We start from the raw sequence: 15,320 nt of genomic DNA, 5'->3' as shown, positions 1-15,320 counted from the left end.
GATTTACCCTTCGTAACTATCGCGCCAGAACAGGCACTTGCGTTCAATGATTCGGAACAAAGAATCGATTAGCTTGCCGACAATAGCAAAGATAATAATGCCTACAAACACAACCTCTGTATTAGAGTTCTGCTTCGCCTCATTGATCAGGAATCCAATGCCGGATTGTGATCCAATGAGTTCAGCTACAACAAGACCGATCCATGCTACAGCCAATGACAGCCGCAATCCTAACAAAATCCCGGGTAATGCTGCCGGTAATATCAGCCTGCGCAGCCTCTGATAAGGGCTAAATCCTAACACCCGGGACACCTCAAACAGCTTATTGTCCACATTGCGGATGCCCATAAACGTATTAATATAGAGCGGAAAGAATGACCCTGTCAGAATGATCACTACTTTGGACATCTCCCCAAAGCCGAACCACAAAATAATTAGCGGTGCTATAGCTAGATGAGGAACAAGCCTAAGAACCTGTACACTAGGATCGAGCACATATTCCACACTGCGAAACAAGCCAGTCAGTACTCCGAATAGAAGGCCTAGAACGCCTCCGATAAGAAATCCAACTCCCGCCCTCCCCATACTGACACCTAGGTGATGAGTTAACTCTCCAGTCACCAATAGGCCTGTAAAAGCTCTGGCGATCGACAATGGAGTCGGCAGAAACTGCGCGGAGATCAATCCGGTGCTTCCTGCCAGCTGCCAAAGTACTATTGTCACCACCGGAATGATAGCGCCCGTTCCCCAATCTGACAGTAGAGATTTCCATACTATAGGTACCGCGGATTTCTCCAATTTCTTAGTCGATAAAGGAGCAATATCACTGCTATCTAGCGATTCTCTTGCTCTTGTAGTGTTATTCAAAATAGCTTCTGCTCCATCGCTCATGGCGCATCCCCCTTTCGTTTCTTGCGCGTTTTCTGTTTATCCGCGATAGCTGTCCTGCCATCTCAGCAGCCGGCGTTCAATGTAGCGAACAACAGAATCACTCACCAGTCCTGCAATGGCAAAAATAATAATTCCCACGAACACCACAGGTGTATCCGCGAATTGACGCGCGTCCGACATCATATACCCGATGCCTGAAGTGGAAGCAATCAGCTCTGCGACTACCAGACCTAACCAAGAGAGCCCCAAGGAAAGGCGCACTCCGAGAATAATATTCGGCAATGCCGCTGGAAGTACTAGTCTTACAACCTGTTTTAACCGGCTGAATCCAAGCACTCGAGATACCTCGAACAGCTTGTTATCCACGCCGCGAATGCCCATGAACGTATTAATATAAAGCGGAAAAAATGCTCCTTTAGCAATCAACAGCACTTTAGACTCCTCACCGATCCCGAACCATAAAATGAATAGCGGCACTACCGCCAAGCTTGGTATCATGCGAATCATTTGCAGGGATGGATCTAGCAATTTCTCTGATCTGCGGAACAGACCTACGAGAATGCCTAATAGCAGACCAAGTCCACCACCGAGCAGGAATCCGGCAAGGGCTCTGACCAAGCTGATCCTAAAGTTCGGCCATAAATCCCCTGAAGCAGCCAAAGTTACAAATGATTCTGCAATGGTATACGGCGTCGGGAACAGCATCTCTGAGATCATTCCATAGTGTCCAAGGGTCTGCCACAGAATTAGCACAGTGCCCGGCAGCAGAAGGCCCAGTCCAAATGTTGTTACCTTTCCGGGGCGTCCGGAAGTTCTTACGGCTATAGCCCGGTTTGTCATGCTCTGCACCCACCTTTTTTAGCTTTACAATCTCTTTAAATAACAAAAAGAGACCCTCGAATATTGAACACTTTCGGAGGTCTCCATTGGTATGGTCGACATATTTATATTCCTGCCCCGTCAATAAGCTCAAGCTCATCGACTTTTTCAAAATAATTCAGCACCTTCAGGCGTAGCTCTTGAAAGGAAGACGTTGTTTTTTTACGTGGATACGGCAAATCAACCGGGACAATCTTACGTATTTTCCCGGGGCGAGGTTCTAAAATCACTACCCGATTACCTAGAAATACAGCCTCATCAATATCATGCGTTACAAAAATCATGGTTGTTTTGTTGGCCCGCCAAATGTCCAGTAACACCGTCTGCATATGCGCTCTAGTGAACGCATCCAGTGCACCAAACGGTTCATCCAGCAGCAGGATTTTGGGATTTCGCAGTAGCGCACGGGCTATCGCCACCCTCTGGGCCATCCCTCCCGATAACTCCCGGGGATAGGATTTCTCAAACCCATTTAACTTGACGAGATCAATCAACTCATCGACCTTGCGTCTAATTTCTTTGTTGCCTAGCGGCAAATCAGAAGCAATATTCTTCTCTACGGTGAGCCAAGGAAAGAGACGATGCTCTTGAAAAATAAATCCCTTATCGATTCCGGGACCCCCAATCTCCGTCCCTCCTAAGGTAACACTCCCCGTATATCCACTGTCCAAACCGGCCACGATGCGCAGCAGCGTGCTTTTGCCACAGCCACTGGGCCCGATGACCGTAATGAATTCACCCTCTTGCACATGGAGATCAACATTATACAGTGCCTGAACATGCCCTCCGGTAGTCTCAAAACGTTTATTTAGATTTGAAATCGACAGCAACGCTTCTCCCATCGTGACCCCTCCTTAAATTCTGTATACAAAAAAACAGAGGTATTGCGCTTTTACATTCGCAATACCTCTGTAGGAACAGTCGGTAATTTTTATTCAAAGTAAATCAATTGGAATTATAATATTTAAAATATCATCCATTTGAAAAGCTGTCAACAATAAAACTTTTTTCAGACACACTTGTTTACATCAAATATCTTAAATATAAATATATGCTTGAGATCACAATGGACAGCAGCATTAAAGGGAAACCCACCTTCAAATACTTCATGAATGTAATCGGATAACCCTCTTTTCCAGCTAGACCAGCAACAATCAGATTAGCACTGGCACCGATCAATGTACCATTGCCACCCAAGCAGGCACCCAAGGCTAGACTCCACCAGAGGGGCTCCAGATTGGTAATCCCCATCTGCCCCATCTCCTGTATCAAAGGAATCATCGTTGCTACAAAAGGAATATTATCAAGAAACGCAGAAGCAATTGCACTGACCCATAAGATCATCATCGAGCTCATGAGCACATCCCCACCCGTTAAATCAATCGCTTTGGCAGCCAGCTCCGCGATGACACCTGTCTCGACGAGTCCTGATACCAAAACAAACAGTCCGATAAAAAAGAAGATCGTAATCCATTCCACGCTGTGAAAAGCTTTTTCCAGCATGTGTTCTCCTCCAGTTAATAAGAGCAGTAAAAAAGCCCCCGCTAAGGCAACCGTAGCGGACTCCAAATGTAGCGCCTGATGTAAAAAGAAGCCTATAATCGTAAATCCAAGTACGGTAAGGCATTTTCGCAGCAGCTTATGATCCGTAATCATTGCCTTCTCGTCCATGTTCATGATACTTTGCTGCAATTCCGGAGTGGATTTAATTTGCTTACTAAACATCAGTAGTAAAAGCGGGATATACGCTAACATAATGATGACAATCACAGGTGTTAGATTGCTGATAAAGGACATAAACGTCAGCTCTTTCACAGCGCTGCCGATCATAATATTCGGTGGATCTCCGATCAATGTTGCCGTCCCACCGACATTTGATGCAATAATTTGTGACATCAAAAAAGGCAGCGGATTTATACGCAGTTGCCTTGTAATACTGAAGGTAACAGGCACCATAAGTAGCACTGTTGTAACATTATCCAAGAAAGCAGATGCCACAGCAGTAACAACAAACAAAGCAATCAGGATTCTTCTCGGCTTCCCTTTCGCCAGCTTTGCTGATTTCACTGCCGCATATTTAAAAAGTCCTGTCTCAGCAGTAATCCCTACAATCATCATCATGCCTACAAGTAATCCGATGGTATTAAAATCAATGTGATGTAGTGCCGTCTCCTGATCCACAATGCCCATCGCTACCATAACAATAGCGCCTAACATCGCTAAGATCGTACGGTGAATTTTCTCAGAAATAATCAGTCCATAAATCAGTAGAAAAATACCTATTGCCCAAATCGCTTGCTGTTCCATGATATCCCCCGGTCCTTCTATCTAATTTCATTAATGGTACAACCTACTCATTATATAACCTATTTATCATAAAATAGATTTGTATTTTTCGCACTGGAATTGTGGATTACTCCATAAAAAACGACTCTGCCGAGTATTTATCGGAGAGCCGTTTTTTTATGGAGCCGATTATTTCATTTTCAAAACCTGAGGCTCCTTAAAAGCGGTCAAAATACCTTTGCTCTGCACAATAATCATACCGCTTTCCAGCAAGGTTGGGCCGAACACTCTACCTGATGTTTTGAGCTGCACAACCGGTTTTGCGGAAATCAAATCTATCGCGATTAATTTGCCGTCAGTCTGGGCTACATACATGCCATGTCCGAGCAGATCGAAGCGGGCAATCGGATTGCTGATTCCACTGTACTGAACCGCTGATTTATTCGCCATTTTAACACCATAAATGCTCTGTTCGTTACTAAAAAGAATTCTTCCATCATAAGGACCAGCGGCGTAGGATAACTTAGCTCCGATGGATTCGTAAGAATAATTATCGCGTGTTACGGTAGCAGGATCAGCATTGACTGGATAGCTGTAGACACCTTTTTGTCCTGTTATAAAAATTCTGTCACCGTCACTCCAAGCAATGCCCCCCTTTGGTGCTTCGGGATCATTTGGGTCAATATTAGCAGGGTTATAAACTACCGTCTTCACTACTTTACCTGTCTTAACATCCAAACTGTCGAGTGTAGTAAGAGGAAGAGCGTCGAATAAGGTAGCCTTACGTTGTGTTATAAGCGTTCCATTAATCTCAGTAATCGGAAAATAATGATCCTTGTTATTCCAAAGCTCCTTACCCGTTGTTCGATCAAAGGCATGTAGAATGTCATACGTATACGCTCCGGATTCTGAGTTTTGAGCTAATATCAGGTTTCCCTCAACCATGAACGGTTCATACAGCTTTTCACCGAAATTATCACGCCACTGCAGTTTCCCATCCTTCAGATTGTAGGCTTGAATATCACCATTGGCAGCAAAAAGCTGATCTTTATCAATAACTAATTGGCTGATGCCTTTGCTGTTTGCCGATGAACTCCATTTATTTTTTCCGGTAGCCGCGTTAACTGCATAGATTGTGCCTGCTTCTGAAGTCACATAGGCCACTCCATCTTGGTAAAGTAACGGTGTCTTTAATTTGGAGCCATATTTCCACATTACTTTTCCCGTCTGAGCGTTAATGGCTAAAAGCTGACCCTTTTGTAGGATAAAAGCTTTGCCCGCACCGACTGCAACTACGCCCTTGCCCATAATGTAGTCCGTCGCTATATCTCCTAGCGTTGGCAAATCCATCGTAGTGGACCACTCAACCTTCGCAGCAGACAAATTTACATAATAATCATCTAAATTCGAGCCTATAAAGGAAGTGTGCGAATCAACCGCAGCAGCTTGTACCGGGTTTACCATAAGCAATACCCCTAAACCAATAATCACAGTACGAAGATATGACTTCAATAATGTTCCTCTCACCACCACACGCCTCCTCATATAAATGCTTCAATTGGATAGATTCTCAAAATAAAATATAATACTAATGACGAGCAGGATGTAAGAACATGGATTATTATTCCTCATTTTGACATCCTAAAGAGCAGAAATCAAAACATTTACTCATAAACTTACAATTTGTAAGTTATTGTGTTATAATAATCACATTCTTCTATAAACGAACAAGCTTTATCAAATATATGAATAACAAGGGGTTTGTAATCATGAGTAACGAGGTAACCACAGCACCAGCATCCGATTTTGAATTCGGTATCTACACCTTAGGAGACATTGTAGCTGATTGTCATACCGGGAATAAGATCAGCCCGAAACAACGACTCGACGAAGTTGTAGCTGCGGCCAAGCTGGCGGATGAGGCGGGGCTTGATGTATTCGGTGTAGGTGAGCATCATCGTCTTGATTTTGCGATTTCTTCGGTTCCAGTCGTGCTGGCAGCCATCTCCCAGGTTACCCGCAGAATCAAGTTGACGAGCGCCACTACTGTATTAAGCACCATTGATCCCGTGCGCGTATTCGAGGATTTCGCCACACTTGATTTACTATCAGATGGCCGTGCAGAGATTATTGCTGGACGTGGTGCTTTTGTGGAATCTTTTCCGCTCTTTGGGTACGAACTTGAAGACTATCATCGACTATTCGCCGAGAATATTAATCTGCTTCTCGAGCTTAATAAGCATGAAATTATGAACTGGGAGGGTTCCTTCCGCTCATCCTTGAAGGATTCTGAGATTGCACCACGCCCTCTTCAGCAAAGCCTTCCTGTATGGATAGGTGTAGGTGGTTCTCCTGAAAGCGCGGAAAAAGCTGGGGTACTCGGGACTGGAATGGCCATCGCCATTCTTAGCGGTAGTCCAGAACCTTTCCAAGAGCTTGCTGCAACTTATCGACGCGCTGGAATTCAGGCGGGTCATGCCCCTGAATCTTTAAAGATTGCGATTACTAGCCACGGCTACATTGCCGAAACTTCACAGCAAGCGCTCGATGAATATTACCCATACTACTATAGTTATCGTAATTCCATCAGCCCAAAACCTGGTCAAGAATACAATGTATCTCGTGACGACTTTGGGCAATATGTATCTGCTGATAACACGATGGCTGTAGGTAGCCCGCAGCAAATTATTGAAAAAATCCTCTATCAGCATGAGCTGTTCGGCCATAGCCGCTTTATGACTCAGCTCGACATCGGCGGCCTTCCTTACGCCAAGGTAGCCAAAGCTATTGAACTATTGGCAACTGAGGTCGCCCCTGTCGTACGACGTGAGATTGCCAAGAAGAATAGCCGATAGAACTGAGGGGCTGTACCAGTTAATAAAAAAGCACTTCTCCCGCTCGTGGAGAAGTGCTTTTTGTGCTGTTGCAACATTGTGTCTTGCTGTAAGAAGTGAACCGGATGCTCTGCTCAAGAATTAGGGAATATCTCCCTATAATTAACCTGATTCGGCGGTAAATATAGATATTCCCCCGATTTTTAGGGAGGAATTCCCTGATTTCACTCATTTAGAGTAATTATCAGCTATTTTCAGGGAGTTTTTCCCTAATTACTCTCAAAAAAAAGAAGCTGCCCCCTAAGTAGATTCACTACTTTTGAGACAGCACTTATGCTCATCACGCAAAGGATGGTTTATTGTTGTCTACCTTCCCGCTAATAAGCTTCTTATATTCATCGTCTCCACCATCTAAAGAAGGCGCAGTATAAATTTGAGCTGAAGCTGGTTGCTGAGCGGAATGGCTCGACCCTGTTTTGCTTGTGGTATTCTTATTATCTTCTGCACTCCTGCTTCCACCACTTGCAGAGCGGAGAACAGCACCCGATAAGTTGTTAATACCCTTTATTCGCTTCATGCTGAATCCTCCCCTACTAAATGATTGATGGTACGGAATAAATCCTGATTATTCGCAACTACCGCCTTAAGATCATCCGCAGATAATCCATCACTCCCTGAAAAGTGTACGGAAAGAACATACTTCTTACCTAGAGGATAGCATAGGATATATACCTCCGCAACTTCCGTGCGTTGAAAAAAAGTCCATTTGCTCGATAAAAATGCATCTACCACACTAGGCTGCTTCTCATTCCCTTTCGTAACAGTCAAGGAATAGGAGTGCCCACGTCCGACATTTCCTCCCACCTGAACAAGCTGTTCTTTCTCTTGAGCCTGCCAGATCGCAGCACCGATCACACGACAATGCTTCGGAGGTAAGAAAGAATTGCGGATCGCCTCACTGAGTGCGTGATACTTCTCTCCATCCTCATAGATGGTCACATTACTATTATATTGCCAAAAAAAATGAAGGATACTTTCTTTGCGCCTTAATTCCATCTTTAGCTGCTCTAAATCTTTCACCGGGTCACGGAATTTTCCAAACCCCTGGACACTATCAATAATCTTACCACAGCTCACATCCACAGCAGCCGTAGGATTATCATGGTGCATCTCATACTCTAAAGCTGTAATTCCAGACAAATCGGACAACAGATGATATTCTTCAACATTCTGTCCAGGGATTAAATCGTCGCGGGCAGTCACCTGATCCGGCACTAAGCAAAAAACGCGATTACGCCGTAATCTGGCCCAAAACAATCCCATTTCAAACCCCGTATTATCACGAGTCACATAATAAAATTTACCGCGAATTTTGGCGACATCATCTGGCGAGAACACAAATACGGCAAAATCGCTCTCATCCAAATTTCTCTCCAGTGCCTCCATCGTGTATTCATTCGCTCGAAAGGCATTGGCATACCAAGGATGTACTTCAGCATCCCTCTTCAGCTGCTCATGAATTGCTCTTGCATAACGTATGGATTCCCTGGAAGATCCAATGAATAGCTTTGGTTTAGTCACGGCAGTGCTCCTTCATCCTTCCCAATATGTAATAATTATACAAGTCTTTAGACCACCGGAAAAGAGGCCAAGTTCTCATAAATATCTCAAAAAATATTATTCTAAACCTCGTAAAGTGGGTAAAAAATTACGACTACTTTGAAAAAGCGAGGATACTATGAAAAAAATGATAGGTGTCACATTGCTTGCAGCAAGCCTTATGGGTATAACAGCGTCACACCCTGCTGAAGCTAAAACGGCAGCAGTTAGTTATACCGCTCAGGTATACGCGAACTCTTTAAATGTACGCAGTGAGCCGGCAAAGAATGCAACTGTTGTAGGATCTATTAAGAACGGAGCAAAAGTAACTGTGACCGATGAACAACACGGGTGGTTGAAGGTTAAGACGGGGAACACCTCTGGCTGGGTAGCCGGCTATTACCTTAAAAAGGTGAACAATAGCTCCAAGCAATCTGGCGCTTCTGGATCATCGGTAGCCTCCAAACCCAGCACTACTTCTTCCACCTCAACCAGCACCTTGAGTAGTACCACAAAGGTTACAGTTACGGCAGATTCACTACGCGTTCGAAGCGGTCCAGGCACACAATATAAGGTACTCGGTTCTTTAAAAGCTAAGGATACAGTTATCCTCCTCCTTCGTCAGGACGATTGGGCACGAATTCGAACAGCTAGCGGTGACATCGGTTGGGTCGCAGCAGAATACATCCGATCTGGAACCACGCCAAGAAGCACAAGCACTACAAGCAGCATTTCGCACACAGGAAATTTACGAGGAAAATTAATCGTCGTAGATCCCGGTCATGGCGGCAGTGATCCGGGAATGCTCGGCACTACATATAACACCATGGAGAAGGATTTGAATCTGCAAACCGCACTTTATCTCCGCGATGCCCTTTTAGCTAAAGGTGCACGGGTTGAGATGACACGTACCCGGGAGGATCAGAAGCCTACGCTCGCACGGCGTGTTCAGATGAGTGAGGACCTGCGTGCAAATGCATTTGTAAGCATTCATTATAATTCCTCTCCGAAAAAAGTATCTGGGACACTAACCTTCTTTTACTCCGAGTCCGATGATCTAAAGCTGGCACGGGCGATTGAAACCCGGCTGGGACAAGGCATCGGTCTAAAGAGCAATGGGTTATCCTTTGGTGATTATCACATCCTAAGGGAGAATCGAATTCCAGCTACCTTAGTTGAACTCGGATTTCTTACCAACCCTACAGATGAGTCAATTGTCCGTAAATCCTCCTATCAGAAAAAAGCAGCCAAGGCTATCGCCGAAGGATTGGCAGACTACTTCAGAAACTAGACAGACCTATAAATAATCAGCAAAGAAGCAGGCTAGGAAATTCCCTAGCCTGCTTTAGTTTATATTTCATATTTAGCTTTCTATTAATCCCTTTTTGATCAGGAAATTACGAGCTACATCCTCTTCCTTGAGCGCATCCACATCAACTTCTGCGTTCAATTGCTGCATTTCTTCGTCACTGATTTGTCCGTTCAATTGATTTAAGACGCCTTTCAATTCAGGGTATTTATCTAACGTTTCCTGACGAATAATCGGTCCTGCATCATAAGGTGGGAAGAATTCCTTATCATCCTGCAGAATCACCAGATCATGTACTTTAATTTGTGCATCCGTCGCGTATGCATTGGTTACATCTGTTTCCCCATCGTCAATCGAACGGTACATGATACCATGGTCCATTCCTTTGCTCTGCTTGAAATCCATTCCGTAGAGTTTTTGGATACCGGGGTATCCGTCCTCACGATCCAAGAACTCGAACTCTACGCCAAGAACCATATTTCCAGATACTTTGGCCAAATCGCTGAAAGTCTTTAGATTGTACTTCTCAGCCGTTTCACGACTAACAGCTAAAGTATAGGTATTATTTATGCCGAATGGATCCAGAAAGGCCATTCCATCTTTTTCAAGCAGTTCTCTGGTTTTTGCCAACGATTCCTCAGAGTTTCCCGTCTCCTCTTGATAGTAATTGGCTACAATGGTTCCGGTGTAATCCGGATATAGCTGGATATTATTATTCTCAAGCGCACTCCAAGCTACATTAGAGCCTCCCAAGTTCATCTGACGCTTCACTTTAATATCTGTTTTATCTTCTATCAGATCTGCCATCATATGAGCGAGTAGAACATTCTCCGTGAAGTTTTTGGAGCCAATCGTGATTTCTCCACTGTTACCCGCAGCAGCGTTATTATTCCCGCCACCACACCCAGCAAGTAACGTCCCCATTAATACTGTAGTTAGAACGCCTGTCATCAATTTTGGAATTTTCATATATAATCTCCCCTTTTATATTCTTTCAAGACTAGAGTTTTAGTTATACTTTCAATCCCTTTGGAGTCGTTAATCTTTCAAGCAATCCGAGTAGATAATCCAGCACGAGTGCAAGAATCGCGGCCGGAATAGCGCCAAGTAAGGTTAGAGCTTCGATGTTCCGTTGAATACCTAAGAAAATAAATTCACCCAATCCGCCAGCACCGATAAAGGCTGCCAGTGTTGCTGTCCCGACATTAATAACTGCAGCAGTACGGATCCCCGCCATAATTACACTTAAAGCTAAAGGGAGTTGAACCCTGAATAGAATCTGCCAGCTCTTCATTCCCATTCCCCGGGCCGCTTCCACTATAGACGGATCCACATCAGTAATTCCCGTGTAGGTGTTGCGGATGATTGGCAGCAGTGAATACAGAAACAAAGCTACAACTGCCGTCTTCATCCCTATGCCAAATAGAGGAATCATAAATCCGAGCATCGCCAGACTAGGTATTGTCTGAAGAATCCCCGCAGCACCAAGCGTAATCCCTTTCAGTGGTTTAACCCGTGTAATCATGATTCCAAGCGCAATGCCAACAATAATTGCAAATAACATGGACAAGAGCACAAGTTGCATATGCACTCCCATAGAATGAATCAAATCATCCCTACGTAAATCTAATTGATATATGAGTTGTTGCCATAACGATTGATCTCTCATACAGACACTTCCTCCTCTTTCGTGCCTCCCCATTGTGCTGCAAACGCCGTCAGAAGACTACCTCTTGTAACAATCCCGGCAATGTTCCCCTCAGCGGTTACAATCGGAATAATGCCGTATGGAGCTTCCGTAATCAATGATAATGCGTCTCTTGCTGTTGCTGTATCCTGCAGCACCACTTGAGGTGGTGTCATAATTTCCTCGATAGTAAGGCTTTGTTCCATTTTGGCGGTAACATCATAAGCGGAGACTATGCCAAGCAGCTTACCTTTCTCGTTTCCAACCAGTAATGTATCCATTTTGCGTTGACGCATAAAGGTAAGAGCTTTACCCAGCGTGCGCCCGGGAAGAGATGTAGATGGATTGTCGCGCATAACTTCTGTTACGGGGATATACTCAGGGTTTTGGTAAATACGGTTTTTGCCGATAAATGATTCTACGAAATCATTAGCAGGCCGGCTGAGCAGCTCATAAGGTGTATCTAGTTGAACGATTTCACCATCTTTTAGAATAGCGATTTTATCTCCAAGCTTCAGTGCTTCATCCATATCATGTGTTACAAATACTATTGTCTTCTTCACTTCTTGTTGCATGCGCAGCAGTTCATCCTGCAGCTGCTCACGGGTAATAGGGTCCAAAGCACCAAACGGTTCATCCATCAATATAATCTCGGGATCAGCAGCCAATGCACGGGCTACACCTACACGCTGCTGCTGCCCACCTGATAATTGTTTCGGATAACGCTTGGCAAATATGGCCGGATCAAGTCCGACTAGGCGGAGCATTTCGAGCACCCGTTCTTTTTTCTTCTTCACATCCCAGCCCTTTAGGTCGGGAATCAAGCCTACATTATCTTCTATGGTGTAGTGCGGGAACAAACCAGCTTGTTGAATAACATAACCGATGTTCTTGCGGAGGGTTACGGGGTTCTCCTTGGTGATATCTTTGCCGTGGATATAAATATGGCCTGAAGTATGCGGAACAAGACGATTTATCATTTTCATCGTTGTTGTCTTTCCGCAACCGCTCGGACCGATCAATACTAGTATTTCTCCAGCTTCAATTTCAAAGCTAATATTCTTAACTGCTTCATAACCATTCGGGTATTTCTTACCTACTTTTTCAAATTTCAGCATAGGGTCTCTCCTTCTTATTTCTATCGTCAGATCATCTCACCGGGCGACTCTGTAAGTTAAACTATAACAAACAACTCTACAACTGACAACCTACATTATTATAATAAGTTGTTTGTAAATAAATGTAATATTGTAATTATAAAAAAAGCTATCCAGTGATAAACCCCGCTGGATAGCCTTTTTTTGATCTATTATTATAAATGATTCTCTGCATTTTTATTAATAAATTGCTCTGTTCTTTGGTACATTTTCTCATCACCAACTGCTACAAGTACATCATTTTCTCTGAGTATGACATGTGGACCTGGGGAGATTGTTACGTTCGCACCCCGGCGAAGCGCTATAATCGTAGCACCTGTATTCTGCCAAAATTGTAATGCTCCAATGGTTTTGCCAACCACATGTGATTGTTCATGGATTGTAATTTCTTCCGGGTGGTACGGCTTTAAATTCTTCATCCGGTCTGATGCCTCGATAATTCCAGTTAGTACCCTCTCGAACTTGCCGTCGAGCTTCTTCTTTTCAAGCAACAATTGCTCTAGATCCTGTTTCAACGAATAAGCTGATTTCAGATAGTTATTCCTGGTAATATACTCATACGCCTTTTGATCAGAGATGACAATAATCTCTTTTCCCTGCGAAACAAACACTATATTCTCATCCTTCAATAATCCCATAGCCTTACGAATCGTTTCTGGAGAAACATGATATTGCCCTGCCAATAGAGAACGCCCGGATAGCTTACTCTGTACGGGAAATTCCCCGCTTACAATTCTTTGTGCAATATCAAGGGCTATAGACTTATAACCGGATATTTCTTGCATGGACATTGTCGATCTCCTTACTCTGGCGTGAATTATAAACATGCTCAAGTATACCTTTTTTCACTCACCAAATAAAGATGTCCTGCCTTATCCAAATATTTGATATACCAAAAATAGATTTAACGATACAACCAGACCAGAGATAAGCCAGCCGAGAGCAGCTGTCATCTTACGATTCACTAACCCGCCCATAATCTGACGATTGCTTGTAAACATAACCAGTGGTACCAGAGCAAAGGCAATCCCAAAGGACAAGATCACCTGGCTGATAACGAGTGCTTTCGTTGGATTTACACCAAAACCAATGATAGCCAAAGGTGGAATAATCGTAATCGCACGGCGTAAGTACAGGTTAATTCTTTTGTTGATGAAGCCTTGCATTACCACATCGCCAGCCATAGTTCCTACAGAAGAGCTCGATAGTCCTGCGATGAGTAGTCCTAAGCCAAAGGAGATGGCCGTTACGGGTCCAGCTAAGTGACTAAATTGCTGAAACGCAACATCCAAATCCTCAACCACGATACCATTTTTAAAAAATAATGCGGCTGAGACAATAACCATCGCCAGATTCACTGCCCCTGCAATAATCATCGCAATAATAATATCTATGAATTCCAGTTTAAAGATTTGTTTCTTCTCCGCTTCATTTACTCCGACAATACGGTTCTGTGTAAGTGATGAATGTAGATAAATGGCATGTGGCATCACGGTTGCGCCTAGAATTCCTGCGGCCAAAAGAATGCTATCCACCCCTTCAAACTTAGGTGTGAACATGCCTACAGCAACAGCACCCATATCCGGTTTAGCTACAATAACTTGAAAAGCAAAAGCTAATACAACTATAAGAATCATTGCAGCAATTCCGGCCTCAAGGGAACGGTAACCCCGGCGCTGAAGCTCTAGGATAGCAAATGAACCGACCGCAGTAATGAGTGCTGCCGGCAGCATGGGAATATCAAATAATAGATAAAGCCCCAATGCCGCCCCGATAAACTCCGCCAGATCCGTAGCTATAATCACCAGTTCACTTTGAATCCATAAGAAGATCGATACACTCTTCGGAAAACGATCATGAGCGATCTCCGGCAGATTCTTTCCTGTAGCAATACCAAGCTTGGCGGATAACGCCTGAATAAGAACGGCCATTAAATTCGAGGCTACAATCACCCATAATAAAAGATAGCCGTATTTTGAACCTGCCGTAATGTTGGTGGCAAAATTACCCGGATCCAGATAAGCAACCGCAGCGATAAACGCTGGACCTAAGAAAGGAAGTAATCTTTTAATTCCTTTTGTCTCCCCATTAAGTACGGCTTGCGCCGAAATGGAGTTTTTATGTTGTCTCATATGCGGTTGTTCTATATGTGGTTTTTCTATTAAAGTTTGTTCCAACATGTCCATTCCTCCTCTTGCTAAAAAAAGTTGTCTATATACACGAAAGTTTCCTCTATGCAACTTATATTTAAAGTATATGCTCATTTCTGAAAAATGTAAATATGTTTCATTAGAAATTTTCATATGCTTGTCCACCTACGACCAAGACCAAAAAAAGCTGGACGATGATCAGAAATTACCCGATCTTCGCCCAGCTTAAGCCAATTAATCCGAAATGCTTATGGTGTGAGACTTTGAATATCTCTTCTCATTTGTTCATTCTGCATTTTCAGCTCATTCAATTCTTTCTGAAGCTCCTGATAATCAGGCGACGCGTGCTTTCTCGACCCATGCCCGTGCCCGTGTCCATGTTTCCCACCCAGTCCGAACATCATAAATAACATCATCAAAGGACAGATCAATGTGATTAACCAAGACCAATTCATAGCATTACCTCCTACAATTTCATTATGACCTCTATATCATAAAGAAAAGTTGTGGAGAAAGGATGTGCTGTGA

15 protein-coding genes are annotated in these 15,320 nt (G+C 43.7%); 2 read left to right on the top strand and 13 right to left on the bottom strand.

Annotated features, from left to right (window positions below; genetic code table 11):
• Positions 1–3 precede the first annotated feature (3 nt).
• The 5 genes from ACQKMP_RS26340 to ACQKMP_RS26320 all read right to left on the bottom strand — a co-directional run bounded on the left by ACQKMP_RS26340 (position 4) and on the right by ACQKMP_RS26320 (position 5,583).
• A complete protein-coding gene (locus ACQKMP_RS26340) occupies positions 4–891 on the bottom strand; it encodes an ABC transporter permease (protein WP_427471862.1) in 888 nt (295 codons plus the stop codon).
• A 36-nt stretch (positions 892–927) separates the two neighbouring features.
• On the bottom strand, positions 928–1,731 hold the full coding sequence (locus ACQKMP_RS26335; RefSeq protein ID WP_379425381.1) for an ABC transporter permease: 804 nt from the start codon (positions 1,729–1,731) through the stop codon (positions 928–930).
• Between the two features lie 104 nt (positions 1,732–1,835).
• On the bottom strand, positions 1,836–2,612 hold the full coding sequence (locus ACQKMP_RS26330) for an ABC transporter ATP-binding protein (RefSeq protein ID WP_042191938.1): 777 nt from the start codon (positions 2,610–2,612) through the stop codon (positions 1,836–1,838).
• Between the two features lie 181 nt (positions 2,613–2,793).
• Positions 2,794–4,077, bottom strand: coding sequence for an SLC13 family permease (locus ACQKMP_RS26325; RefSeq protein ID WP_379425384.1), 1,284 nt, complete (start codon positions 4,075–4,077; stop codon positions 2,794–2,796).
• Between the two features lie 168 nt (positions 4,078–4,245).
• A complete protein-coding gene (locus tag ACQKMP_RS26320) occupies positions 4,246–5,583 on the bottom strand; it encodes a PQQ-binding-like beta-propeller repeat protein (RefSeq protein ID WP_339243522.1) in 1,338 nt (445 codons plus the stop codon).
• 242 nt (positions 5,584–5,825) lie between these two features.
• Here ACQKMP_RS26320 and ACQKMP_RS26315 point away from each other — a divergent pair, with 242 nt between their 5' ends.
• On the top strand, positions 5,826–6,911 hold the full coding sequence (locus ACQKMP_RS26315) for an LLM class flavin-dependent oxidoreductase (protein ID WP_042191944.1): 1,086 nt from the start codon (positions 5,826–5,828) through the stop codon (positions 6,909–6,911).
• Between the two features lie 319 nt (positions 6,912–7,230).
• Here ACQKMP_RS26315 and ACQKMP_RS26310 read toward each other — a convergent pair whose 3' ends face one another.
• Entirely contained in the window at positions 7,231–7,467 is a 237-nt protein-coding gene (locus ACQKMP_RS26310) for a hypothetical protein (protein ID WP_076285512.1), read from the bottom strand.
• Entirely contained in the window at positions 7,464–8,471 is a 1,008-nt protein-coding gene (locus tag ACQKMP_RS26305) for a TIR domain-containing protein (RefSeq protein WP_427471858.1), read from the bottom strand. Before ACQKMP_RS26305 ends, ACQKMP_RS26310 begins: the two co-directional genes overlap by 4 nt.
• 157 nt (positions 8,472–8,628) lie before the next feature.
• Between ACQKMP_RS26305 and ACQKMP_RS26300 the strand changes: the two genes are divergently transcribed.
• Positions 8,629–9,780 carry an N-acetylmuramoyl-L-alanine amidase gene (locus tag ACQKMP_RS26300; RefSeq protein WP_427471856.1) on the top strand — a complete coding sequence of 384 codons (1,152 nt, stop codon included), beginning with the start codon at positions 8,629–8,631 and terminating at the stop codon, positions 9,778–9,780.
• A 72-nt stretch (positions 9,781–9,852) separates the two neighbouring features.
• On the opposite strand, the gene ACQKMP_RS26295 is transcribed toward ACQKMP_RS26300, so the two are convergent.
• From ACQKMP_RS26295 to ACQKMP_RS26270, 6 genes are all read right to left on the bottom strand, one after another.
• Positions 9,853–10,767, bottom strand: a complete 915-nt coding sequence (locus tag ACQKMP_RS26295) for a glycine betaine ABC transporter substrate-binding protein (protein ID WP_427471854.1) — start codon at positions 10,765–10,767, stop codon at positions 9,853–9,855.
• A gap of 43 nt (positions 10,768–10,810) precedes the next feature.
• Positions 10,811–11,467 (bottom strand): ABC transporter permease, encoded by a 657-nt coding sequence (locus tag ACQKMP_RS26290; protein WP_042191953.1) that lies wholly within the window; start codon positions 11,465–11,467, stop codon positions 10,811–10,813.
• On the bottom strand, positions 11,464–12,603 hold the full coding sequence (locus ACQKMP_RS26285; protein WP_340972900.1) for an ABC transporter ATP-binding protein: 1,140 nt from the start codon (positions 12,601–12,603) through the stop codon (positions 11,464–11,466). Before ACQKMP_RS26285 ends, ACQKMP_RS26290 begins: the two co-directional genes overlap by 4 nt.
• Positions 12,604–12,797: 194 nt before the next feature.
• Positions 12,798–13,433 (bottom strand): TrkA C-terminal domain-containing protein, encoded by a 636-nt coding sequence (locus ACQKMP_RS26280; protein WP_341126868.1) that lies wholly within the window; start codon positions 13,431–13,433, stop codon positions 12,798–12,800.
• Between the two features lie 81 nt (positions 13,434–13,514).
• Positions 13,515–14,774: an Nramp family divalent metal transporter gene (locus ACQKMP_RS26275; RefSeq protein ID WP_042194556.1), complete on the bottom strand. Its 1,260-nt coding sequence runs from the start codon at positions 14,772–14,774 to the stop codon at positions 13,515–13,517.
• Positions 14,775–15,040: 266 nt separating this feature from the next.
• The gene (locus ACQKMP_RS26270; protein ID WP_427471851.1) at positions 15,041–15,247 is read right to left on the bottom strand and encodes a DUF2933 domain-containing protein; all 207 of its coding nucleotides are present in this window, start codon (positions 15,245–15,247) and stop codon (positions 15,041–15,043) included.
• Positions 15,248–15,320 lie beyond the last annotated feature (73 nt).

This window comes from Paenibacillus sp. NPDC101420 (assembly GCF_050277435.1).
In the GTDB taxonomy this organism is placed as follows: Bacteria; Bacillota; Bacilli; order Paenibacillales; family Paenibacillaceae; genus Paenibacillus_AQ.
This window is presented reverse-complemented; position numbering and strand designations above follow the sequence as displayed.